Origin of the sequence: Ruminococcus flavefaciens, assembly GCF_900143025.1 — a bacterium.
Classification (GTDB): Bacteria; Bacillota; Clostridia; order Oscillospirales; family Ruminococcaceae; genus Ruminococcus; species Ruminococcus flavefaciens_I.
This window is the reverse complement of sequence record NZ_FRCT01000001.1, coordinates 283,773-306,555: the sequence shown is the minus strand read 5'-3', so window position 1 is coordinate 306,555 and position 22,783 is coordinate 283,773. Positions and strand designations below refer to the sequence as shown.

Here is a 22,783-nt window from a genome sequence, read left to right as displayed (position 1 = left end):
ATGCTTTTAGCAGTAGATATCGGTAATACAAATATTGTTTTCGGCTGTGTTGACGAAAAGGACGAAGTAGTTCTTTTCGAGCGCATAAGCACGAACCATAACGCTACAGCCGCTGAATACGCTGTACTTATCAGAACTATCCTTGAAATGAACAGCTTCAATGTCTCGGATATTGACGATGCTATTATGTCGTCAGTCGTTCCTTCGGTCACAAATACCGTAAAGGAGGCTATCCGCAAGCTTTTCGGCGTTGATGTGATGCTGGCAGGTCCGGGAGTGAAAACAGGACTTAATATCCTTATCGACAACCCTGCACAGCTTGGCAGCGATCAGGCTGTTGATGCTGTTGCGGCTATAAATGAGTACCCTGTTCCCCTTATCATAATTGATATGGGTACAGCTACCACTCTTTCAGTTGTTGACAGCAAGAAGAATTACCGCGGCGGACTTATCCTCACAGGCATGAAGGTGGCTGCGGACGCTCTTACAGCAAGGACTGCACAGCTGCCTAAGGTGAATTTTGAAGTGCCGCCACACGTTATAGGTACAAATACTATCGACTGCCTTAAAAGCGGTATACTTTACTCAAATGCAAGCGCTCTCGACGGTATAATCGACCGAATCGAGGAGGAACTGGGCGAAAAGTGTACAGCCGTAGCTACAGGCGGTCTTTCCGAGCTCGTTGTACCGCTTTGCAAGCGCAAGATAATCCTGGATAATAACCTCCTCATCAAGGGTCTTGCTATAATCTACAGAAAGAATAAGAAGTAAGGCGTTCCTTTAGCCGTTAGCCCTTAGCCGTTAGTATTTATGGGATTTGCAGGTGTTTCGAAACTTTTGGGACGTCGAGGACGCCGTCCCCTACAGTTGGGGGCGGACGGCGTTCCGACGATCATACACGAGTCCTTCTATAAAGGGGCAAAAAAATGGCTTTTTTCAATGGGAAACCATTGATTATTGAAAAAGATACACCTTAGGTGTGAAAAACGAGACGGTGCTTTCATCGTCTCGTTTTTGTTTCATATCCGACTAACGGCTAAAAAAGCCACAGCTTAAGCTGTGGCTTTTTTCTGTCAGTTTTTCTTCTTTTCTTTATCCTTATCCTTTTTGTCCCTGTCGTCGTTGAAACTGTTAAGAGTATTCAGGAACAGCTCAGGATTAAGACATATTCCGTGATGACGCACCTCAAAGTGACAGTGGTTTCCCGTAGAATCGCCTGTAGTACCTACCTTGCCGATAAGCTGACCGCGTGAGACATACTGTCCCTCGTCTACAAGCACCATGCTCATATGACCGTATACCGTCTGATATTCGTCCGTATGTCCAAGCTGTACGAAATATCCGTAGCCGCCTGTATTCCAGCCTGCGGAAACTACCTCGCCGTCAGCAGCAGCATATATATCCGTACCGCCGTCAGCCGCTATATCAAGTCCCTTATGGTTTCTTGCACCGCCGAAATGGTCGCTTATATATCCGCCGTCAACAGGCCAGCCGAATTCTCCCGAGCCCGTGAGGATAGTATCAGGACTTGACGGTCTTGCAGCATATACGCCTATTCCTATCTTTTCAACCACAGGCTCCTTGGTTATCTTTGAGCTTATGGTCTTTCGGGAATATTCCTTGCCGTCTACATATGTTACTTCAACATGGCTGACCTTTTCCCCTCGTCTGCCCTTTACTATAACATCTCTTACGCCCACATTGAGGGAGCTTGTTTCTACCTCAACGGATTCATAATCAAGGAAGGTAACAGGGTCAAGCTCGCGGACATACTGTATAGGCAGGTAGCTTTCCTTTTCAATAACGTTTACAAGAGTTCCCTTGCGGCACTTGCCTGACAGTCCAGGATTGAGCTCCTCAAGCTTTTCCGTTTCCATGTTGTATTTCTGAGCGATAGATACTGCCGTATCTCCTCTCTGTGCGATATATACCGCTTTTTTGTCCTTAGAAGAGGTTAGCAGGTCTATTGCTTCCTTTTCCGTCATAACGCTGTTCGCAAGGTAGATACCGTGTGAATACTCAACAGTGTTTTTGTATCCCAGATCCTTTACTATACCGTCAACGCGGAAATTAAGTATCCTGTCGTTGAGAGCGTCCTGCACCTTGTCCTTATTCTGAACAGCTCCTATAAATTTTCCGTCGATATATATGCCGTAGGCTTCCTTCAAAGCCTGATCCGAAGCCGTAAGCATCTCGTTGGCGAGCTGTGCTGCGGAATATACGGTATCATTCTCGTTTATTATCCTTAACGAATACTTAGCCGAAAGGTCGATCTTCTCCTCAGCTCCCGAGTAGGCAATTCTCTGCTGTACCTCTCGTTCAGCCTCTTCAAAATCCGCCTCTGCGGTTATCATTCCTATCTCTCTGCCGTTATACTCAACGCTGAGACCGTATTCAAGTCCCGAGCCGTATTTTACTATTCCCACAAGGAACGCGATGGAAAGTATGGGCAGTATATAATTAAAGGCAGTATAGAAAACTCCGTCCTCACCAAAAAGATATGAGCCCCAGAATTTAAAAAGAGCCTTTTTGTACTCGGTCTCGTCCTCTTTTCTTGCTTTTCGGACGTTTTTTTGCAGCTTCTTGTTCAGATCAAATCTGCTCTTCATCGGAGATATAAGCTCGCTTAAAAGCCACAGGAGTGCTTTCAGTATTGCCTTGCCAAGGTCGATAAGCTCGGAAGCTATGAATTTTATTCCTGCTATCACGCCGATAAGAACAGCCGCACCGACTTTTACCGTAAAATGTCCTGCTCTTGTGAAAAAGTCCATTTTGCTGTACTGGGAATTTATCCTGTAGGCTTCGGCAAGAATGGCTGATCTGCGCTCTTTTTCAGCTTTTTCTTCGGCGGATATCTCCTCGGTGAAGGGCTCTGCTTCTTCGTAACCGAATTGCCCGGTCACTTCTTCGTTGAACAGACCACTGCCTTCATCGCTGAACTGTTCCGTATTTTCTTCGCCGAACAGCTCGTTATTATCGTCCATTTCCTTTCAGCATCTCCTTTCTTTCTTATTTATAAGACTTCCATTTGAAGTCCGACAAATATTATTATACCAAATTTATGCGATAATACAACAAAAAAATCCCCCGAAAAGAAGTATCCGAGGGATTTTTTGTTATTATGCACAAAATTACATTCAATTTTTATCAAAATGCCATGAATAATCAAGCATCTCTACTGTGTAATCCTGAAGCTTTTCAAGAAGCGGCACAACGTCATTCTTTGCAGATGCAAGATCATGCTCGCGGTAGTTTCCGCACTCTACCTCTGTACAGCCCGGTATCTCGCCCTCATAGTCCCTTATGAATGTGTAAGCCTCTCGAACCAGCTTTATTGCATTTTGGTGGGAAAGCCCTCTTGTGAGCAGATAAAAGCCTGTTCGGCAGCCCATAGGTCCTACGTATACGATGTTCTTGCCAAACTCAGAATTTCTTGCGTATGTGGCGAAAAGATGCTCGATAGTGTGCATCGACGGTGTTTCGAGGTAAACTCCGCCGTTTGGCTTGACCATGCGGACATCATATGTAACGATATCATCGTCTATTCTTGATATGTACATTCCTACGCTGAATTTTGTGTGGTCTACCTGAAAGCTTGCTATCTTTTCCATGTATATTCCTCCTTTTAGTTAGTGAAAAAGTGCTTTTATGTCCTCGGGAAGCTCCGAGGAAACTGTCACAGCCTCGCCTGTAAGCGGATCGCAGAAGCTTAGCTTTCCGCAGTGCAGAGCCTGTCTTGATATATCATCACGAAGTCCGCCGTACAGATCGTCGCCTGCAAGGGGAGCTCCGATATGAGCAAAATGTACCCTTATCTGGTGAGTGCGCCCTGTTTCAAGATCTATCTCCGCAAGAGAATACTTTTCATTCATTTTCAGCCGCTTATAATGGGTAACGGCTCGCTGTCCGTCCTCGCGGACACAGCGGAGTATTATGGACTCTCTCTCCCTTGCGATAGGCGCGTCAATAGTGCCGTTTTCGGGAATAGCTCCGTGTACTGCCGCATAATACACCTTTTTACAGTGCCCCTGCAACAGCTTTGCCGCAAGAGCGTCCTTTGCAACTATGCAAAGCCCCGATGTATCGCGGTCGAGCCTGTTCACAGAGCGGAAAGTCAGCTCGGGATAGCGGTAGGCAAAGTAATTGCCGAGAGTATCCCCCTGATGCCGTATGGACGGGTGTACAGGCATACCGCTGAGCTTGTTGAACACCACAAGGCTATCATTCTCAAAGGCTATGGGCACTTCAAGACTGCCGTTAGGTTCGAGGAAGCTGTCGTCCTCCATGCTGAGAACTATCACGTCCCCTGCCGATACCATGTCTATGCTCCTTATAGTAACGCCATTCCGCGTAATACCGCCCTCCTGACGTTTAAGCTTTGTCAGCAGACGCTTTGACACTCCTTTTTTCCCTACCAGAAAGTTTTCCAGAGTCATTGGCTTTTCTATGTCTACTGTCAGCTCTATGTGCTTCAAGGTACTCGTCCTCCTTGATAAAAATGTCTATACTCAGCGAAAAAGCGTTCATCAGCTTTGTAACGCCGTAGGGCAGTCCCACAATGGTAAGCATCTGCGGCAGATATACCGCCAAAAGCCGCAGCAGCACCCTCTTTCTCCCACGCATGAAGCCTATGGAGTACACGACTGTGCGGAAGGCTGTCATTTTCGGATATCTCACCAGCAGGAACGGTACGGCTGCAAAGCTAAGCTTTAAAGCTGTCCACATAAGCAGTGAGACTATCGTCAGGAATACCGCATTTATGGCGAGAAACGCCTCTCTCGGGTAAAGCCTGCCTCTGAGAAGAGTATAAGCTCCTGTGCCGAAGCCAACCGCAGGGACAAGTGCCAAAAGCCCTATGACCTTAGTCCAGAGCTTTGCCGATATACTGCGTTTAAGCGTGCATTTCCCCAGTAATATCCGCGAAAACGGCTTGTGCCGCAGCTCGTTCTTCTCCGCAGTTATGCTGTATAGCCGCATTGCCGCCGCATACATCAGCGGTGCTGTAGTCACCCACCTGAGCAAAGTACTTACGGCAGCTACGGTCAGCTGCAAGGGTTCGTCACCGCCGAAAAGCTTTATGGGAGCGTAGTCCCCGAAATACAGCATAAGACTGTACACAGCTGCCTCCGCTGAGCGGAAGAAAAGCTCTGCCCCAAGCGGAAGTATGCATATCATCATAGTCCTTGCCCGTCTGCCTGCAAGAAGCCCCTTTGAATAGCGGATAAGCTCCCTTACCTTCATATCTGCGCCTCCGAAAATAGTATTGCAGATATTATTGCCTGAATATCGCGGATTATTCATTGCGCACCCTTGCTCCGCGTTGTCAGGCTGTCTCAGTTCGCGGGCGGATAATGTGTTATTTGCACGTTTTTTCAGGACTGGCAGGCGCACAATGTGCGCCCCTAAAGGCTAATGATTTGCGAAACGCCGAGCGGTGTTCACTACAGGCACTTAACTCTCAACATTCGGGCGGATAATATCCGCCCCTACATTGTGTCATTTATACTTGCAATGTTCTCGGCGGGCTGTCGAGGATGCCAGCCCCTACACAGTTGGCGGGCTGATGTGGGCATCAGCCCCTACAGATGTCATTTATACTTGTCTCGGGCGCACACTGTGCGCCCCTACAGGCTAAGGGCTAAGGGCTAACGGCTCAATAATCGCTGTCGTCGGGTATCTTGTCGTAGGGGCAGTAGCCCAGTATCTCGAACGCCTGCGAATTAAGCCACATCTGTGCCGTTACTATGACATCAAAGCCGCCGCCTGCCTCGGCAGTTATCTGCGAAGGCGCATACTTAGGTATGCCGAAGCAGCTGAGCATATTCGAGATGATGCCGCCGTGAGTTATCATAGCACAGTGAGTAAGACCTGTCTCCATCATGTCCATAATGATATAATGCAGAGCCTTATAGGTACGCGCTGTCAGTTCCTCAAGGCTTTCGCCCTTTGGCGGACGGCTGTCCTTGCCGCCGCGGAGCCATTTATTGTAGTCCTCACGCTTTGCAAGCTCGTCAATGGTCTTGTTCTCGAATTCGCCGAAATTAAGCTCTCTCAGGTCGTCTACCGTGCAGAGCTCAGTATAGGGGAACAATATCTCCGCAGTCTCGGTGCAGCGCTTCAGCGGTGAGGAATAGACCCTGTGGACTGTAGGGTAGTCATACTCGTCCATTTTAGCTGCAAGGTCGGCTGCTCCCTTGGCTGAGAGCGGTATATCGGTATTTCCGATATAAATACCTTTTTCGTTCGCCTCCGTCATTCCGTGACGGATAATACTTATCCTGTAACCTTTCATGGTGGTCTCCTTTATTTAATATTGAACTGTACTGCTTGAAAGCATAACAGATAGGATAATTATGCACAAATTTACTGCCCATTTTTTTAACTCTTAGTAAAATTCACGAAAATAGCAATAAATTTTCTATAATTCTTTCATACTTCTGCATATTTACAAATTATACATTTTGTATTATAATATTAATAACAGCTTTTAGAGCGTTTTTATCAGATTTAGGAGGAATTTCAATGAATTCGGATTTTGCAAGAATAATCACTTTACAGCGTAAGGAAAGACATATAAGCCAGAAGCAGGCTGCTACCGATCTCGGTATATCACAGGCACTGCTCTCTCACTATGAAAAGGGCATACGTGAATGCGGACTCAATTTCCTTGTAAAAATAGCTGATTATTACAATGTATCATGTGACTATCTTCTTGGAAGAACTCCCGAGCCTGAGGGAAAAACTATCACTATCGAGGATATCCCCGATGATGACGGAAACAACAGCATGAAGATGCCTTCACCCGAGATCATCAACTTCAACAGAAGGATCATCAACAACTCTATCAGTCTGCTCTTCAGCCTCGCTCAGAAGGCTAACAGCATAACCCTTATCAAGGAGGTATCCTCCTACCTTATGCTCTCTGTCTACAAGCTTTTCCGTATCGTTTACAACGCTAACCCCCATAACGACCAGAAGCTTTTCCGTATCCCCAAGGTCATCGCAAACGACAGCGCAAATGCAATCGTATCCATGAGTGAAGCTAATATCAAAGCCGCGTCCAGCGGTATCGCCCTTGACGGCAACGACTGTGTAGACAATTTCGATACCCTTTATGTTACCACCGCAACTCTGCAAAAGGATTATGCCCAGTATTCGTCATCGCTCCTCAACCTCATCAAGCGAAGCGAGGAGAGTATATCGCGTACCCGTGCAAAGTACCGAAGCGATATAAAGTGATCGTACATTTTATTATACCATTTTTTTGCCGCAATGAAAAGACCTTTTTCAAAAATTAGCCTGCGTCAACCCGTATAAGCTGACTGCTAAGACCCTGTGGGCGCATTTGCGCCTATGACGGAACCTTCTCCCTTCGGGCAGCTTTTTACACGCAATATAGGCACAAACGCCAATGAGCAGACAATATTTGTCATGTTATCAGTAATTATGGCAATTTTATAATGGATTTTTGCAAGTCCACTTGACAAAGCCTTTAAGCTGTGATATAATCTTGATTAATAAGTAACATACTGTGTTATAAAACCGATGAAGAAGAGTAGTAGTTCCGTGAGAACCTTTCAGAGAGTCTGCGGCAGGTGAAAGCAGGCAGGGGATACGGTATGAATGGACTTCCGAGGGCAAACTGAAAGTACAGCTTTGCTGTACCGTGTAGGCAAGACGCAGAGGGACTGCGTTAACAAAACCGACGTATCAATGTACGTGCAGAGTGGACGCTTAGCGTCAAGCAGGGTGGCACCGCAGAAGAATTACCGCTTCTGTCCCCGCATTATTCAAATGCTGGGACAGGAGCTTTTTGTATTTCAAGTCTCGGCATAGTACGTCACATCTGAAAAAATGAAAAGGAGAATTGCTATGTCAAACGAAAAAATACCTTATAAGATCTATCTGGAGGAAAACGAGCTTCCAAAGCAGTGGTACAATGTACGCGCTGATATGAAGAAGAAGCCTGCTCCCCTCCTCAATCCCGCAACAGGCAAGCCATGTACTTTAGAGGACCTCAGCCACGTTTTCTGTACAGAGCTCGCTAAGCAGGAGCTTGACGAAAATACACCTTATGTAGATATCCCGCAGGAGATACAGGACTTCTACAAGATGTTCCGTCCATCTCCTCTCGTAAGAGCTTACTTCCTCGAAAAGAAGCTGGGGACACCTGCTAAGATCTACTACAAGTTCGAAGGTAACAACACCAGCGGAAGCCACAAGCTCAATTCCGCTATCGCTCAGGCTTACTACGCTAAGAAGCAGGGCCTCAAGGGCGTTACAACAGAAACAGGTGCAGGTCAGTGGGGTACTGCTCTTTCTATGGCTTGTGCATACTTCGATCTTGACTGTAACGTATACATGGTAAAGGTAAGCTACGAGCAGAAGCCTTTCCGCCGCGAGGTTATGCGTACATACGGCGCAAACGTAACTCCTTCGCCTTCCACAACCACAGAGATTGGCAAGAAGATACTCGAAGAATTCCCGGGCACAAACGGAAGCCTCGGCTGTGCTATCTCTGAGGCTGTTGAAGCTGCTACAACAAAGGAAGGCTACCGCTACGTTCTCGGAAGCGTTCTTGCACAGGTACTCCTCCACCAGTCTATCATCGGTCTCGAAGCTAAGGCTGCTATGGACAAGTACAACATCAAGCCTGATATCATCATCGGCTGTGCAGGCGGCGGTTCTAATCTCGGCGGACTTATCTCACCATTCATGGGCGAAAAGCTCCGCGGCGAAGCTGATTACCGCTTCATCGCTGTTGAGCCTGCTTCATGCCCGAGCCTTACAAGAGGTACTTACGCTTACGACTTCTGCGACACAGGTAAGGTTTGCCCACTCCAGAAGATGTATACTCTCGGCAGCGGCTTCATGCCTTCACCTAACCACGCAGGCGGTCTCCGTTACCACGGCATGAGCGCTACACTCTCAGAGCTCTACGATCAGGGTCTCATGGAGGCTACTTCCGTTGAGCAGACAGCTGTATTTGAGGCTGCTGAAATGTTCGCAAGAGTGGAGGGTATCCTCCCTGCTCCTGAGAGCAGCCACGCTATCCGCGTTGCTATCGACGAAGCACTCAAGTGCAAGGAGACAGGCGAAGAAAAGACTATCCTCTTTGGTCTCACAGGTACAGGCTACTTTGATATGTACGCTTACGGCGCATACAATGACGGTAAAATGAGCGACTATATCCCAACTGACGAGGAAATTGCAAAGTCAATTGCAAATCTTCCTAAGATCGAGGGCTGATTATAAAAAAGGACTGCTTTTGCAGTCCTTTTTTAGCCGTTAGCCTTTTGCCATCAGCCTCGTCCTCGGCGTCCCGCAAGCGCAATAAAACTAACAGGCTGATGTGGGCATCAGCCCCTACATAAGGAAAAGCTCCGCGTTTGCGGAGCTTTTTTATTGAGAATTATTCAAGACCACCGCTTATTACAAGCTCAGGGTCAACATTGTTTTCTTCAAGGAAGGCATCTATCTTTTCCTTAACATCTTCTTCGCGCCAATTGTACGAAATAACCACCTTATCCTCGAATTTCGGGTCATTGCTGCCTGCAAACCTGCTTACAGATGCATTGATATCATTATCGAGAATGTACCAGTACAGCTTTTCCACTATCTTATTGACCTTATGGTCGTCATCAAGGTCATAAGTAATGTATTTAATAAGCCCCTTGTCTATCTCATTTTGCAGTATGAACTTATCAAATGTATCCCTTTCTTTGGAAGTGCAGTAGTTTTTGTTTATGAATACGTACTTATCGGCATATTTTTCAGGTATTCTTTCCTTTGGAATTACCGTAAAATTTATCTTGCTTTCGTCAATGAAATCCGATATCTTCTTTCTTGTTATATCAAGTAATGTTTCAGTTTCGTCAAGTCCGAGGAGCTTCTTCTGTATCGCCAGTGCATCACCAACAGTCAGACCGTCGCCGTTCATATCGCCGTTAAGCTTGCCCAATTCAGTGATACCCGTGTATTCCTCTGCTTTTTCGCCGTATCTGTCGGGATTTGCAAGAGCCTGCATAATGAATACAACATCTGCCATATCCACCTGTCCATCGCAGTTAGAATCGCCTTTTATCAATCCTGCATCTTCCGAAACTACATTAACTTCATATACGTCTTCAAATTGTCCGGGGAAAGTTTCAAGAATTCCGGAATAATTAACCTTAAGCTTCATTCCCGGAACAACATTAATATCACTGCCGATATCATTCGGAGACAAGAACTTATACTCACGATAAAGTGAGTTATCATCTCTTACTAACCAACAAGTATAATCTGTAGTAAAAAGTTTAACTTCACCTAAGACCGTGACTGTTAAATAATAAGCTTCTTGTGCTTTTAAATATGCATCAATATCCTCTGTGCGGATATCAATACCCTTTCCGTATTTACGTGAAAGCTCAATATAATCAGGCTTTTTATCAGTCACACCGCCGACTTTTATAAAAAAGCCTTTTTCCAGTTCAAACTGCCATATATAGAGTCCCGAGCCAACGTCCCTGCCCTTGAACTCCTCAAAGTCTGACCAGTCAAGTGCATCGCCCTTCTTGGCAAGCTCCTTTACATCGGCAAGCGTCATCTGCTTTGTGCCTTTAAGCTCAGTTGGGTCACCAGAACTATATGATATAGGATTTTCGATAACTATGCTGTTAAAATATGAGCTGAGCTGTACATAATTCAAGGCGTCTGCGGTTATCTTGTTTCTGATATCTGAATTCTCTAATTCTTCATTTTCAGTAAAAAGATAGCTGATATGGAACCTGTAATACCTTCTGCGCACCCGACCGTCCTCATCATTTCCTTCGGTGTGTATCTCGCCGTATTCCCCTGCCAGATACACCTTATCCTTAGGCAGTCCCACAGCATCTGTGAGATAAGTCATCTGCTCACGGAAATCATCGTCACTTTTTACTATGTCCATGATCTCTGTGGACTCGTTGACTATTTCCCTGCCGTCAGCGGTAACGAATTTTGCATCGGGCTTCAGAAGAATAACTATCTTCTGCTCATCGCCGACCTCAGCGACCTTTTTCTTAGTCCATACAGAATAGCCCTTTTTCTCTGTCATGCCTTTCTCGGCAAACAGTGCCTTTATTTCGTCCTCGGTCATATTCTGCACCATTTCAAATGTGTACTTTTCTTCCGCCGATACAACATCTGCCGCAGGAGCAGTTTCAGCAAAAGCATACCCAGGGGCAACGCTTGTCATGCACATAGCCGCAATTACAGCCGCTAATATCCTCTTTTTCATAAGATCATCTCCTTTTCATCAGAAAAATTCCATTCCTTATTATTTAGTCGTAATTTTTCGGGATTTGTCTCACCCTTTTTGCGAAAAAACTTTTTTCGCTCCCATTCCGTTTCTCTCACCTCTATCATAACATTTCACCGACCTGAAATCAATACGCTCCTGAATATAATTGATATATATATATTAATTTTATATACCAATAGCAAGCCGAATTATTCGCTAATTACACTAAAAACTTTTTATTATAAGCCAAAGTTTGTTGATTTTAAGCCTTGAATTATCCGCGAAAAATGTATATCATATTACATATAGCAATTAAGATTTATAAAATTGAAAGAGGAAACAATATGAAAAAGAAGATCATTATGTGTATCATCGCTTCCGCAATGATATGCGGCACATTTGCTTCATGCGGAAAGAGCGATCCATCTGACAGCAAGTCTGAGTCAAAGACTACAACAGCAGTTACAACTGCAACTACAACAGCTGCTGACGAGACAGAAACTACTACTGCAACCGAGGCTAAGGAAGCTGAAACAACTACTACAGAAGCCGCTGCTGATGCTACAGAGGCTGCTGCAACAACAGCTGCAAGCAGCAATGCTGACGCATCAAACGAGCATCTCACAGATGCTTCTGCTATCCTCAATGCTCTGAACGATATCGACCTTATCGGCGGAGGCGGCGGAAGCCTTGAAACAGACTCAACCGATATAAAGGAAGAAGGCACTACATTTTACGAGAAAGTTACCGACAGCCGCTTCACAAAGGTAGACGATGTAAAGAAGTACGTAACAGACAATATCTGCGGTACTCTTCTTAACAGATACAACTACCTTTATGAGGGTCAGGAGCCTTTCTTCAAAGAATTTGACGGTGTGCTCTATTTCAACAGAAGACCGAGAGGCGCAGGATTTTCATTCATCGGCGAGCCTGTTGTCACAGATGTTACCGATAATTCATTCACTATCACAGTAAAATTTGACGATTACGGCGGAATCTCCGACCTTACAGTAAAGGCTGTAAATGACGGCGGACTGTGGAAGGCAAGCTCATTCAGCGTAAACGGCGGCACAGAAAACATAAGATAAGAATAACGGCTCAGAAAGATAATTTATGATAAATGCCCCCCTTAGAGCAACACACTGCAAAGGTGTGAATCCTCTGAGGAGGGCATTTTATGTCATAAAGAATGATACGATATTTTTAAAGAGCTGTCATGCTCTTCAGACCTATTGCCAGCGTAGAAGCATTATGCATAAGCGCGGAGGTAGCAAGCGGTAATACGCCAAGGACTCCGAGGCCGATAAGTCCGCCGTTAAATCCAATGATAGTGCGATAATTCCAGCCGATACGTGACATAAGCGCGTTGCTCAGACGTTTCAGCTCTACAAGAACATACAGATCATCGGCAGATATGGTAATATCCGCTATCTCTCGGGCAATAGCAGCTCCCGTGCTGATAGCTATGCCTGCATCGGCTTCACTGAGAGCAGGCGAATCGTTGACGCCGTCGCCTATCATTACCACTTTTCTGCCTGCTTCATGCTCGGCGCGTATGAAAGCTGCCTTATCCTCGGGGAGTACCTCGGCATGATACTCGTCAACTCCAACTTTTTCCGCAACAGCCCGTGCTGTACGTTCGTTGTCACCCGTCATCATAACTACTCGTGATATACCGTATTCGTGCAGCTTTTCAATAACGTCGGCTGCCTCCTCACGCAGAGGATCTTCAATGCATATAACAGCCGCTACCTCGCCGCCAATGGCAAGATACAGGTGAGAATACTCCGCAGGGAGCTTTCTGTAGCTCTCGTCGTCGGGTTCGGTGCAATGCTCGTCTTCAATGATGAAATGATGACTTCCGATAAGTACACGCTCACCTTCGACCATACTGGAAATACCGTGTGCTACAACATATTCCACCTTTGAATGGAATTCCTCGTGAACAAGTCTGCGCTTTTCAGCCTCGGCAACTACCGCATTGGCTATCGAATGCGGATAATGCTCCTCAAGGCAGGCTGCAAGCCGCAGCATTTCGTCCTCATCACGTCCGTCAAAGGTTATTACCTTTGCAACCTTCGGAGCAGAATGTGTCAGTGTTCCCGTCTTGTCAAAAACTATGGTGTCAGCCTCGGCTATGGCTTCCATAAAGCGTCCGCCCTTGACGGTGATGCCTGCACGGCTGCAATCACGCATCGCCGACAGCACCGATATCGGCATTGCAAGCTTCAGCGCACAGGAGAAATCCACCATAAGTATAGACAGTGCCTTTGTTACGTTTCTCATAAGCAGCCATGTGAGGAGTGTTCCGCCCAAGCTCCACGGTACAAGCTTATCCGCAAGGTGAGAAGCCTTGTCCTCTGCGGCAGATTTCATCTTCTCTGACTCCTCTATCATCTTCACGATACGATCATAGCGGCCTCCGCCTGCGGTATTTTCAACACTAATTGTACACTCTCCGTCCTCAACAACAGTTCCTGCGTAAACATACGCACCCACGGACTTGTGTACAGGCACGGATTCGCCCGTCATTGAAGCCTGATTGACCATTGCATCGCCTGAAATCACCTTGCCGTCAAGAGGTATCATCGAGCCCGTTCTCACAACTACCATATCGCCCCTGCGCACCTCGTTAACAGGCATAAGGACTTCCTGTCCGTCGTCAGTTTTCGTCCATACCTGTTCAACTCCGAGGGACATAGTCCTTGCAAGGTCATCTATGGACTTTCTATGAGTCCACTCATCGAGTATATCACCCACATTCAGCAGGAACATTACAGAGCCGGCGGTCTTGAAATCATTGCGGAGAAGCGATACTCCTATTGCCGTAGCATCAAGCACAGATACTTCGAGCCTGCCTTTCAAAAGGCATTTCAGCCCGCGAAATATGTACTTTGCGGCTTTTACCACAGCCATTATCCTGCGGAGAGGCATGGGCAGGATAAGCTTGTTTACGGCTCTCCTGATAACTACCGCCGCAAGCTTTTCCTCATACTGCTTGTTCAGCACCCTGCCTGTATGCTCGGGAACAAGAGCTGTGTTTCTTTCGTCATCAAAGGAAAAAGCAGAAAGCTTCCTGATTATTTTCTCTCTCGGACAGGTATAGGCAATAATGATATCGCAGGTGCGGTCAAATACCTGCACTCTCGTCACGCCGACCACTGCGGACAGCGCATACTCCGCAGTATCAGCCTGTTTCAGCGTCATGCGGTCTATGCAGAAGCGTACTCGCATACGCCCTTTAGATTCATGCATTATCTTACATTTCATATTTTGTCCTCCTATAAAAACAGGTCGCCGCTGCGACCTGATAGACTGTCAATTTAACATAAAGCTGTGGGGCGATGTGGGCATCGCCCCCTGCTAACAGACCCTCAAAGCAGTCTGTTTCGGTTTTATTCTTCACTTGCGTCTGCAATTTCCTCGCACTGATCTGCGATAACAGCAGCTTCTTCTTCGGCTGCTCTCTGCTCGTTTATCTCCTTTGCGTCGGAAAGGATATCATCGCAGTTCTCACGGACTGTAGTTACTGTCTCCATGACATTTTCCTTTGCACGAAGAACAGCAGCAGTAGCGTGTGTATAGCACTTCTTAGCGTCCTTGCTTGAAAGTACTCTGATACCTGCTGTGCCGAAAAGAACTCCTCCTGCGAACAGACCTACTTTTTTCCATGGGATATCATTGAATTTCATAAGATCACCTCAGTAAAAATGTCGAAATACTTGGTTTCGTTATAATAATAATACCATACAGAACAAGCTCTTTCCGCTCCGAAAGGCTGAAAGTTGGTATACCGTACTAATAAGCAAATTTCGCCGATATAGTGCGGTTTTTATATTTTCTTGTATTTTTACGCTCCATTTGGAAAGTCTTCGGAGCTATCCCCATTACATCACGGAACGCACCGGAAAACTTGCTTGCATTGCAGTAGCCTACTTCCTCGGCGATATCTATTATCTTCATCTCTGTATCCCTGAGAAGCTCCGCTGCACGAAACATTTTCCTGTTTTTCGCGTAGGTATAAACAGGACAGCCGAAGGTCTGTCTGAAAAGTATCTTCAGCGTAGTCCGATCAATTGCAAAAATCTCCGAAAGCTTGGCGATAGTGTAATGCTCACACAGGTTTTTGCAGACAAAGCTGCCTATCTTTCTTATGCGTTCGCTTTTTTCGCCTGCTGTACACCTTTTCTCCCCCATTATCATAAGGAGCTCCAGCACCTTTATTCTCAGCATGGAAGTGCTGAAAGTATCATATATCTCCGAGGACAGCCTTTTTATATTATCGTCCGCACTGAATATGCACTGTTCACAGCTCTGCATATTCCTCAGTATATCGGACATATCCAGAAGCTCTTCAAACGCCTTGCCGTTATAGCATGAGTCTATCAGCAGACTGATACCGCAGTAATCCGACGAATAAGAAATACGGCTTTCTCTGTCTGCTCCGCGTCTGAGAATAATGCAGTTTTCAGCAGTCAGATAGTAGTATTCGTTTCCCACAGCATATTCGCAGATGCCGCTTTTGCAAAAGCTTATCTCTATCCCGTTTTCCAAGCCGATATTGTCGGCTTTTCCGACTATAAGTCTTATATCGGGAAATATCCTGAATTCTGCCACACTCTCACCGCCAATACTTTGTTAGTATTTTATAACAAAATAATAGTATCACTTTAGCGAATATGTGTCAAGACAAAAGCGGGATTTCTGTATAGTTATCTACATCTAACATTTTTAAAAGCAAAATATTTGTTAGTATATACAAATGTTGTTTTTGTGAATTGACATACAATTGCAACGGTGATATAATCAAAAGTGTTAGATAAATCTAACAATGGATAAATCATTATAGCAGGCTCCTTCCGTATTTATGGGGAAATGTGCGAATTCCCCGCATATTTGAGCCTGCTCACGCCAATAATGTGAACTGTCACATTAAATATATTATAACAGGAGAAAACTATGGACTATTTAGAAATTGAAAAAGTTGTAGGACGTGAGATACTCGACTCACGCGGAAACCCGACAGTTGAAGCTGAGATAACTCTCGCAGACGGCACAGTTGCAAGAGGTACAGCTCCAAGCGGCGCATCAACAGGCGAATTTGAAGCACTTGAGCTTCGTGACGGCGGTGAACGCTATCTTGGAAAGGGCGTAACAAAGGCTGTAAATAACATCAATACTGTCATTGCAGAAACTATCACAGGTATGGACGCTTCCGATATCTACGCTGTTGACGCAGCTATGATAAAGGCTGACGGCACAAAGGACAAATCCAATCTGGGCGCAAACGCTATCCTTGCAGTTTCTATTGCCTGTGCAAGAGCTGCTGCAACTTCACTCGATATTCCGCTTTATCGCTTCCTCGGCGGTATTCAGGGCACTAAGCTCCCTGTACCTATGATGAATATTCTCAACGGCGGAGCTCATGCCGACAGTGCAGTTGATACTCAGGAATTTATGATAATGCCTGTTGGAGCTCCTTCATTCAGCGAGGCTCTCCGCTGGTGTGCTGAGGTTTTCCATACACTGAAAAAGCTCATCAAGGACATGGGCGACGTAACCGCTGTAGGTGACGAGGGCGGATTTGCTCCCAATAAGCTCACTTCTGACGAGGAGGCTATCGAGAAGATACTCGAAGCTGTAAAGGCTGCCGGATTTGAGCCCGGCAAGGACTTTATGATAGCTATGGACGCTGCTTCATCTGAATGGAAGAGCGAAAAGGGCAAGGGCTTCTATAAGCAGCCAAAGAGCGGCAAGGAATTCACTTCCGACGAGCTTATCGCTCACTGGGAGGCTCTTGTTGACAAGTACCCAATAATCTCTATCGAGGACGGTCTCGACGAGGAGGACTGGGAAGGCTGGCAGAAGATGACTGCTAAGATCGGTCACAAGGTACAGCTCGTCGGCGACGACCTTTTCGTTACAAATACAGAGCGTCTTGCAAAGGGCATCTCACTGGGCGCAGGCAACTCTATACTCATCAAGCTCAATCAGATAGGCTCTGTCTCTGAGACTCTCGAAGCAATAAAAATGGCTCACAAGGCTGGATATACTGCTATTTCTTCTCACCGTTCAGGTGAAACTGCCGATACAACTATCGCAGACCTTGCAGTTGCACTCAATACCTGCCAGATCAAGACAGGTGCTCCTTCACGTTCCGAGCGTGTTGCAAAGTACAATCAGCTCCTCCGCATTGAGGAACAGCTTGGTGCTTCTGCCTGCTATCCTGGTATGGGTGCATTCAATGTTAAAAAGTGAGCAAATAACTCTGATATCTTCATGACCCTTCCTATTTCATAATAAAACTCGCCTGTTTTCAGACACAGGCGAGTTTTTGTTGTATCTATTTTCAGTTTTTCGGATACGCCTTTTCACATAGGCTCAGACTCACAAAACAGGCAGATACAGGTGGCAGCATTGCTTTATATCAATAAAAATACGCCGAAAACCTTGCTTTTCACACATTTTCACAGCTATATATACTAAAATAAGCTGCTCATTTCCGAAACTTCGTTGAAATTTACTCTTGAAAAAAACGCAAAAAATATGTATCATAATATTACTTAAAGGAAAACTATAAATACTTACCGTTAAAAAAGAGGGAATCCACCATGAAAAAACACATTTTTACCGCAGTGCTTATTTCAGGATTGGTATGCAGTTCCTTAGCGTCTTGTACTCTTGAAACCTATGAAAGTACAACTCCGCGCTCTGCAAACTGGTCTGTCTCACCCCCGACAAACGCTCCCGACAACAATAACGCTCAGGCAGCCGATACACAGCAGGCTCCTGCCAATAATAATGACCAGCAGGTACAGCAGCAGGCAGCTGCTCCTGCTCAGCAGGCTCCGCAATCACAGCAGACACCTCAGGCTCCTGAAGGAACACAGGCTCAGACAGCTGCACCTGCACAGCAGGCTCCCGCAGTTCAGCCGCCTAAATCCGATCCCCCCGAGGTAACAGCTTCACCTGCTCAGCAGCAGCAAAAAGCAGCAGCAAATAATTATTCCGAGTATGTGCCTATAGCAAAGAATATAATGAATTCGCTCGATGTGCTCGATACTATTGCAGGCGGAAGCAATGTAAGCATAGACGGAAGCGATACCATACAGGACAACGGTCATACCTACAGCAAGGTGCTTGATTATCGCTTTTCAAGCATTAACGACGTTACAAGCTTTGTGAATACTCTGGTCTGCGGCGATCTCGTCTACAGATACAGCGGACTCTATACGGGAGATACTCCCACATTCAAGGATTTCAACGGCTCGTTATACTATCTTAACGAAACAAGAGGCTGCGGCTTCGGATATCAGGGCGATCCTGCTATCATAAGCGCATCGGGCGGCTCATTCTCGTTCAATGTGCAGATAGCTACAGGCGGCGGAGTTAAGACCTTCGAGGTAAACGCTGTAAACGACGGCGGCACATGGAAAGCCTGCTCATTCAATTACACATAAAAACAATGGCGGATATTTAAAATATCCGCCATTTCTGTTTTTTGCAAATTTACAAATTGCCGAGCGCCTCTGTGACCTCGCTGTACATATAAAGCGAGCCCAGTATGACAAGAGGTACATCGTGCTCCTTTGCATAGCTGTATGCAGCCTTAACTCCCTCTGCAAGCACCGAAAACGGCTCTGTGTGCAGTCCCTTTGCATTAAGAGTATCCGCAAGTTTTTGACTATCAAGCGAGCGTGGATTTGCAGGCTTGATCGCAAAGGCGATCTCTGCAAGCTCACCAAGCATATCCGCGTACAGTCCGTACTCCTTATCAGCCATTACGCCGATGAGCAAAGCGACCTTCTTATCCCCGAAATATCGGCTAATACTGTCAGCAGCACAGCGTATGCCGTCGGGATTGTGCGCACCGTCATATATGATAAGAGGCTTTTTGCTCAGCACCTCAAAGCGTCCGTGCCATTTCACCTCTGCAAGCCCCTTTTTCACAGCCTCACAGGGTATAGAAAATCCCTCTCGCCTGAGTATCTCCACACAGCTTATAACATTCACCGCGTTTTCAAGCTGATACGTGCCAAGAAGCGGTATATGGAGCTTTTCACCCTTATAGGCGAAGTCCGCACCGTTTATATCACAGCAGTCCTCAGACCATTCAAACCCTGAATAATCAGGCAGGAACAGCTCCGAACCCTGCTTTTCCGCAGCATCGGCAATTACCTCATAGGCTTCCTCGCTGTTGCCGCCGAAATAAACAGGTCTGCCCTTTTTGATAATACCTGCCTTGTGAGAAGCTATCTCCGCAACGGTATTTCCCAAAAACGCACTGTGATCCTTCTGCACATTGGTGATGACCGAAAGCACGGGAGCTTTTATGACGTTGGTGGAGTCAAGGTCGCCGCCCATGCCGCACTCAACTATGGCTATATCACAGCCGCGGCGCTCAAAAAGCTCAAATGCCGCAGCAGTAAGGACTTCAAATTCTGTAGACTTTTCGTCCATGCTCTCGCATATTGGAGCTATATCACCTATGATATCCGCGAAATCCTCCTCGGATATCTCCACGCCGTTGATACGGAAGCTGTCCGTTACCTTAGTTATGGCAGGTGAAGAAAATCCCCCTACCCTATAGCCTGCATTTTTCAGAACCGATGTGAGCATAGCTCCGAAAGAGCCTTTGCCGTTAGTTCCCGAAATATGGACTGTTCTCACTCTTTCCTGCGGGTCGCCCATGAGCCTCAGAAGCTCGGTGATACGTGAAAGTCCAAGTACGCTGCCTCTTTCGGCAGCCTTTTTCATATATGAAAGTGCATCTGTATAATTCATTTTCTTCTTACCTTGTTGAGCTCTGCTGTGAAAGCCTTGTTTTTCAGCATGAGATAGATGACAGCTGTCTCGATAGCTGCTGTGATGAGGTAGATCGGCACACGAAGCCAAAGAGTCTCAAATGGAGTGTGATAGTAAACGTAAAGACCTATGGAAGTGATTATCATAGAGCCTATAGCGTGTGCAGTAACCGTCGAAGCTGCTACCTTCGGGAGCAGAGCGTTCTTGACGCCGCGAAGTGCGAAATGGTAGACAAGTCCCGAGAAAACACCGATACAGGTCGAACCTATAGTGATTATAGGGTTGATAGCATAGCCTTTCATTATGCAGCCCACAACATCTGCCACAAGTCCTACCGCTCCGCCTATGACAGGTCCGAAGAAGATACCTGCCATCTGTATCGGGAGTCCGCCAAAGCCTATGCGGATACTGTTGCCGATATTGATAGCACCGAATTTGCCGAGAACGATGCTCATTGCTGCCAACAGTCCTGCAATGATAAGTACCTTTGTGCTGCCGAAAAGTCTGATATTATTCTTTACAGCAGCTCCTCTGTTGTTTGAAACCATAAAAATAACCTCCTTTTCCTCACTCATACGACACGAAAAGAAGGCATAGTCTCTTTTTTAGTTGTCCTATGAAGCGGGATGCAAAATGCGAACCGCAAGCCTAAGCTTTTCGTTTGACCGACAACTCCCCGTTCGGTCAACACTGGAATACCCAAAGGTATAACGAACGCATTTTTACTCTTCAAATGATTAATTTGCAGTACCCTACTGCACTTACATTATACAGTGCATATCGCCGTTTGTCAATAGTTCGGGACGCGAAAAAGTGTACTTTTAGGCTCTTTGTCAAATTGCTCTAAATACACATAAGCAGGTGGTGAAAATAAGTCAAAAAGCCGAAAATGTATAAAACCCTTGACAAAACTCCATAATAGTGATAAATTATAATTAGCACTCAGAGAGTTAGAGTGCTAACGAGATCGAAAGGTTGTGAGTATCGTGGACGACAGAAAGCTGAAAATACTTGCTGCTGTGGTTGACGAATATGTAAGGACGGGCGAACCCGTCGGCTCGAAATCTATCTCAAAGCTTGAAAATATAAATGTTTCCTCCGCTACTATCAGAAATGATATGGCGGCTCTCGAACAGATGGGATATCTGGAACAGCCCCATACATCGGCAGGCAGAGTCCCTACCTTCAAAGGCTATCGCCTTTATATCGACGAGCTTATGACGCCTCACGACCTCCCCGATGAGGAAAAGCGGCGGCTCGATGAAATGCTCGGAGATAAGGATACTCCCGAAGAGCTGCTGGTACAGAATGCCGCAACCGCTCTTACCGAGATAACACAGTGTGCAGCAGTAGTATCGAACGCTGTACCGAGATTTTCGGTAATATCCAAGGTAGAGGTAATCCCAACGGGCAAAAGGCTGTATGTTATCCTGCTGATAACATCTAACGGAAGCATAAAGAACAAGGCTTGCAGACTTGAATTCGACCTCAGCCATGAACAGCTTGATTTCTTTACACATTATATAGAGGAAAACCTCAGCGGCGTATCGGTTGACGAACTGTCCGAGGACGTTTTCGACAAAATGGTAGCGGCTGTAAGTGCCTATATGGTATCGCTTTCACCGCTTGTAAAAGGCATCTGCGAGCTTTCAGAGAATCTTCGTCAGGAAGAACTTACAGTAAGCGGAGGAGAAAAGCTCCTCTCCTGCGAGGACCTTGACAAAATGGAAGTCGTAAGATTTATAGAACACAAGGACGGCCTTTCCGAGCTCCTTGAAACTGCATTCAGCGGAATACAGGTAAAGTTCGGAGCTGAAAACGACTCCCTTGCAATAGGCAATTCAAGCCTTATAGTCTCCAAATACCGCAAGGGCGGCAAGGAGGCAGGCTCCTTAGGCATCATAGGCCCTATGAGAGTCGATTATAAAAAGATAATCCCTTACGTCGAATACCTTACACAAAAGATATCTTATCTTATGGACGGTTCAGACGATGACATCATAAACGCTCCGCCAAACGGGCAGGAGCCATAGAAAGGAGAAATGACCGATGGAAAAGAACGAGAACATCTCGGAGGAGCTCGATGAGCTTGCAGGCGATACTGCCGCGGCTGATGAAAACACAGACGCTCTTGACGAGGACGATGCAGCAAGCGAATACAATGATACTGCTACTCAGTTCTCCGACCTTGAGGACGCTCTTGCAGAGGCTAATGACAAGTACCTCAGACTTTACGCAGAGTATGACAACTACCGCAAGCGTACAGCAAAGGAAAAGACAGAGACCTATCAGAACGCTTCCGCACAGTGTATAGAAAAGATACTCCCCGTGCTCGACAGCTTTGAAAGATCACTGGAAGCAGAATGTACAGATGAAAACTTCAAGAACGGCATGGCGATGATATACAATCAGCTGAAGAACTTCCTTACTCAGATGAATGTAACTGAGATTGAGGCTCTCGGAGCTGAATTCGACCCCAATGTACACAACGCTATACAGCAGCTTGACGGCACTGATTACGCAAGCAATCACGTATGCTCAGTATTCCAGAAGGGCTATATGCTTGGCGACAAGCTGGTACGCCCCGCAATGGTAGCAGTCGCAGTATAGCCTTGTAGGGAACGCCGAGGCGGCGTTCCGCAATAACATCAAACAAAGCAATCAAATCCGTCCGCAAAGCGGACACCATTGGCTAAATCCTAAGGGCTAACGGCT

General features: G+C 46.1%; 19 protein-coding genes, 1 riboswitch and 1 other annotated feature. Of the genes, 8 read left to right on the top strand and 11 right to left on the bottom strand.

What is annotated here, in order from left to right:
• On the top strand, window positions 1-771 hold the full coding sequence (locus BUB28_RS01410) for a type III pantothenate kinase (protein WP_072947974.1): 771 nt from the start codon (window positions 1-3) through the stop codon (window positions 769-771).
• Window positions 772-1,073: 302 nt separating this feature from the next.
• On the opposite strand, the gene BUB28_RS01405 is transcribed toward BUB28_RS01410, so the two are convergent.
• The 5 genes from BUB28_RS01405 to BUB28_RS01385 form a co-directional block, all read right to left on the bottom strand.
• Window positions 1,074-2,984 carry a peptidoglycan DD-metalloendopeptidase family protein gene (locus tag BUB28_RS01405; RefSeq protein ID WP_242939899.1) on the bottom strand — a complete coding sequence of 637 codons (1,911 nt, stop codon included), beginning with the start codon at window positions 2,982-2,984 and terminating at the stop codon, window positions 1,074-1,076.
• 153 nt (window positions 2,985-3,137) lie between these two features.
• A complete protein-coding gene (locus BUB28_RS01400; RefSeq protein ID WP_072947972.1) occupies window positions 3,138-3,611 on the bottom strand; it encodes an S-ribosylhomocysteine lyase in 474 nt (157 codons plus the stop codon).
• An 18-nt stretch (window positions 3,612-3,629) separates the two neighbouring features.
• Window positions 3,630-4,400 (bottom strand): RluA family pseudouridine synthase, encoded by a 771-nt coding sequence (locus tag BUB28_RS01395; RefSeq protein ID WP_175547780.1) that lies wholly within the window; start codon window positions 4,398-4,400, stop codon window positions 3,630-3,632.
• Entirely contained in the window at window positions 4,372-5,391 is a 1,020-nt protein-coding gene (locus BUB28_RS01390) for a hypothetical protein (protein WP_139277488.1), read from the bottom strand. The genes BUB28_RS01395 and BUB28_RS01390 overlap by 29 nt, the downstream gene beginning before the upstream one ends.
• Before the next feature lie 262 nt (window positions 5,392-5,653).
• Window positions 5,654-6,292 (bottom strand): histidine phosphatase family protein, encoded by a 639-nt coding sequence (locus tag BUB28_RS01385; RefSeq protein ID WP_072947969.1) that lies wholly within the window; start codon window positions 6,290-6,292, stop codon window positions 5,654-5,656.
• A 230-nt stretch (window positions 6,293-6,522) separates the two neighbouring features.
• Between BUB28_RS01385 and BUB28_RS01380 the strand changes: the two genes are divergently transcribed.
• Entirely contained in the window at window positions 6,523-7,239 is a 717-nt protein-coding gene (locus BUB28_RS01380) for a helix-turn-helix domain-containing protein (RefSeq protein ID WP_024861164.1), read from the top strand.
• Window positions 7,240-7,536: 297 nt separating this feature from the next.
• Window positions 7,537-7,786, top strand: a binding site (T-box leader).
• 86 nt (window positions 7,787-7,872) lie between these two features.
• Window positions 7,873-9,249 (top strand): TrpB-like pyridoxal phosphate-dependent enzyme, encoded by a 1,377-nt coding sequence (locus tag BUB28_RS01370; RefSeq protein ID WP_072947965.1) that lies wholly within the window; start codon window positions 7,873-7,875, stop codon window positions 9,247-9,249.
• Between the two features lie 163 nt (window positions 9,250-9,412).
• On the opposite strand, the gene BUB28_RS01365 is transcribed toward BUB28_RS01370, so the two are convergent.
• Window positions 9,413-11,260 carry a dockerin type I repeat-containing protein gene (locus BUB28_RS01365; protein WP_072947964.1) on the bottom strand — a complete coding sequence of 616 codons (1,848 nt, stop codon included), beginning with the start codon at window positions 11,258-11,260 and terminating at the stop codon, window positions 9,413-9,415.
• A gap of 347 nt (window positions 11,261-11,607) precedes the next feature.
• Here BUB28_RS01365 and BUB28_RS01360 point away from each other — a divergent pair, with 347 nt between their 5' ends.
• Window positions 11,608-12,351 carry a hypothetical protein gene (locus tag BUB28_RS01360; RefSeq protein WP_072947962.1) on the top strand — a complete coding sequence of 248 codons (744 nt, stop codon included), beginning with the start codon at window positions 11,608-11,610 and terminating at the stop codon, window positions 12,349-12,351.
• A gap of 115 nt (window positions 12,352-12,466) precedes the next feature.
• Here BUB28_RS01360 and BUB28_RS01355 read toward each other — a convergent pair whose 3' ends face one another.
• The 3 genes from BUB28_RS01355 to BUB28_RS01345 form a co-directional block, all read right to left on the bottom strand.
• Window positions 12,467-14,533: a heavy metal translocating P-type ATPase gene (locus BUB28_RS01355; RefSeq protein WP_072947961.1), complete on the bottom strand. Its 2,067-nt coding sequence runs from the start codon at window positions 14,531-14,533 to the stop codon at window positions 12,467-12,469.
• Window positions 14,534-14,658: 125 nt separating this feature from the next.
• The gene (locus tag BUB28_RS01350; RefSeq protein WP_072947959.1) at window positions 14,659-14,955 is read right to left on the bottom strand and encodes a DUF6110 family protein; all 297 of its coding nucleotides are present in this window, start codon (window positions 14,953-14,955) and stop codon (window positions 14,659-14,661) included.
• A gap of 106 nt (window positions 14,956-15,061) precedes the next feature.
• Window positions 15,062-15,880 (bottom strand): helix-turn-helix domain-containing protein, encoded by an 819-nt coding sequence (locus BUB28_RS01345; protein WP_072947958.1) that lies wholly within the window; start codon window positions 15,878-15,880, stop codon window positions 15,062-15,064.
• A gap of 342 nt (window positions 15,881-16,222) precedes the next feature.
• Between BUB28_RS01345 and eno the strand changes: the two genes are divergently transcribed.
• Window positions 16,223-17,521 carry a phosphopyruvate hydratase gene (gene eno / locus BUB28_RS01340; protein WP_072947956.1) on the top strand — a complete coding sequence of 433 codons (1,299 nt, stop codon included), beginning with the start codon at window positions 16,223-16,225 and terminating at the stop codon, window positions 17,519-17,521.
• A gap of 353 nt (window positions 17,522-17,874) precedes the next feature.
• On the top strand, window positions 17,875-18,723 hold the full coding sequence (locus BUB28_RS01335) for a hypothetical protein (protein ID WP_072947954.1): 849 nt from the start codon (window positions 17,875-17,877) through the stop codon (window positions 18,721-18,723).
• Between the two features lie 49 nt (window positions 18,724-18,772).
• Here BUB28_RS01335 and BUB28_RS01330 read toward each other — a convergent pair whose 3' ends face one another.
• Together BUB28_RS01330 and BUB28_RS01325 are read right to left on the bottom strand one after the other, a co-directional pair.
• Window positions 18,773-20,047: a bifunctional folylpolyglutamate synthase/dihydrofolate synthase gene (locus BUB28_RS01330; protein WP_072947953.1), complete on the bottom strand. Its 1,275-nt coding sequence runs from the start codon at window positions 20,045-20,047 to the stop codon at window positions 18,773-18,775.
• Window positions 20,044-20,616 (bottom strand): folate family ECF transporter S component, encoded by a 573-nt coding sequence (locus BUB28_RS01325; RefSeq protein WP_072947951.1) that lies wholly within the window; start codon window positions 20,614-20,616, stop codon window positions 20,044-20,046. Before BUB28_RS01325 ends, BUB28_RS01330 begins: the two co-directional genes overlap by 4 nt.
• A 69-nt stretch (window positions 20,617-20,685) precedes the next feature.
• Window positions 20,686-20,800, bottom strand: a riboswitch (THF riboswitch).
• Between the two features lie 254 nt (window positions 20,801-21,054).
• Between BUB28_RS01325 and hrcA the strand changes: the two genes are divergently transcribed.
• Window positions 21,055-22,101 carry a heat-inducible transcriptional repressor HrcA gene (hrcA, locus tag BUB28_RS01320; protein ID WP_072947948.1) on the top strand — a complete coding sequence of 349 codons (1,047 nt, stop codon included), beginning with the start codon at window positions 21,055-21,057 and terminating at the stop codon, window positions 22,099-22,101.
• Window positions 22,102-22,117: 16 nt separating this feature from the next.
• Window positions 22,118-22,678, top strand: a complete 561-nt coding sequence (grpE, locus tag BUB28_RS01315; RefSeq protein ID WP_072947946.1) for a nucleotide exchange factor GrpE — start codon at window positions 22,118-22,120, stop codon at window positions 22,676-22,678.
• The last annotated feature ends 105 nt before the right edge of the window (window positions 22,679-22,783 follow it).

What these genes read in the sequence shown, in the direction of transcription:
- BUB28_RS01410 (WP_072947974.1), top strand. Translation starts at nt 1, where the DNA reads ATGCTTTTAGCAGTAGATATCGGTAATACAAATATTGTTTTCGGCTGT.
- BUB28_RS01405 (WP_242939899.1), bottom strand. Translation starts at nt 2,984, where the DNA reads ATGGACGATAATAACGAGCTGTTCGGCGAAGAAAATACGGAACAGTTC.
- BUB28_RS01400 (WP_072947972.1), bottom strand. Translation starts at nt 3,611, where the DNA reads ATGGAAAAGATAGCAAGCTTTCAGGTAGACCACACAAAATTCAGCGTA.
- BUB28_RS01385 (WP_072947969.1), bottom strand. Translation starts at nt 6,292, where the DNA reads ATGAAAGGTTACAGGATAAGTATTATCCGTCACGGAATGACGGAGGCG.
- BUB28_RS01380 (WP_024861164.1), top strand. Translation starts at nt 6,523, where the DNA reads ATGAATTCGGATTTTGCAAGAATAATCACTTTACAGCGTAAGGAAAGA.
- BUB28_RS01370 (WP_072947965.1), top strand. Translation starts at nt 7,873, where the DNA reads ATGTCAAACGAAAAAATACCTTATAAGATCTATCTGGAGGAAAACGAG.
- BUB28_RS01365 (WP_072947964.1), bottom strand. Translation starts at nt 11,260, where the DNA reads ATGAAAAAGAGGATATTAGCGGCTGTAATTGCGGCTATGTGCATGACA.
- BUB28_RS01360 (WP_072947962.1), top strand. Translation starts at nt 11,608, where the DNA reads ATGAAAAAGAAGATCATTATGTGTATCATCGCTTCCGCAATGATATGC.
- BUB28_RS01355 (WP_072947961.1), bottom strand. Translation starts at nt 14,533, where the DNA reads ATGAAATGTAAGATAATGCATGAATCTAAAGGGCGTATGCGAGTACGC.
- BUB28_RS01350 (WP_072947959.1), bottom strand. Translation starts at nt 14,955, where the DNA reads ATGAAATTCAATGATATCCCATGGAAAAAAGTAGGTCTGTTCGCAGGA.
- eno (WP_072947956.1), top strand. Translation starts at nt 16,223, where the DNA reads ATGGACTATTTAGAAATTGAAAAAGTTGTAGGACGTGAGATACTCGAC.
- BUB28_RS01335 (WP_072947954.1), top strand. Translation starts at nt 17,875, where the DNA reads ATGAAAAAACACATTTTTACCGCAGTGCTTATTTCAGGATTGGTATGC.
- BUB28_RS01330 (WP_072947953.1), bottom strand. Translation starts at nt 20,047, where the DNA reads ATGAATTATACAGATGCACTTTCATATATGAAAAAGGCTGCCGAAAGA.
- BUB28_RS01325 (WP_072947951.1), bottom strand. Translation starts at nt 20,616, where the DNA reads ATGGTTTCAAACAACAGAGGAGCTGCTGTAAAGAATAATATCAGACTT.
- grpE (WP_072947946.1), top strand. Translation starts at nt 22,118, where the DNA reads ATGGAAAAGAACGAGAACATCTCGGAGGAGCTCGATGAGCTTGCAGGC.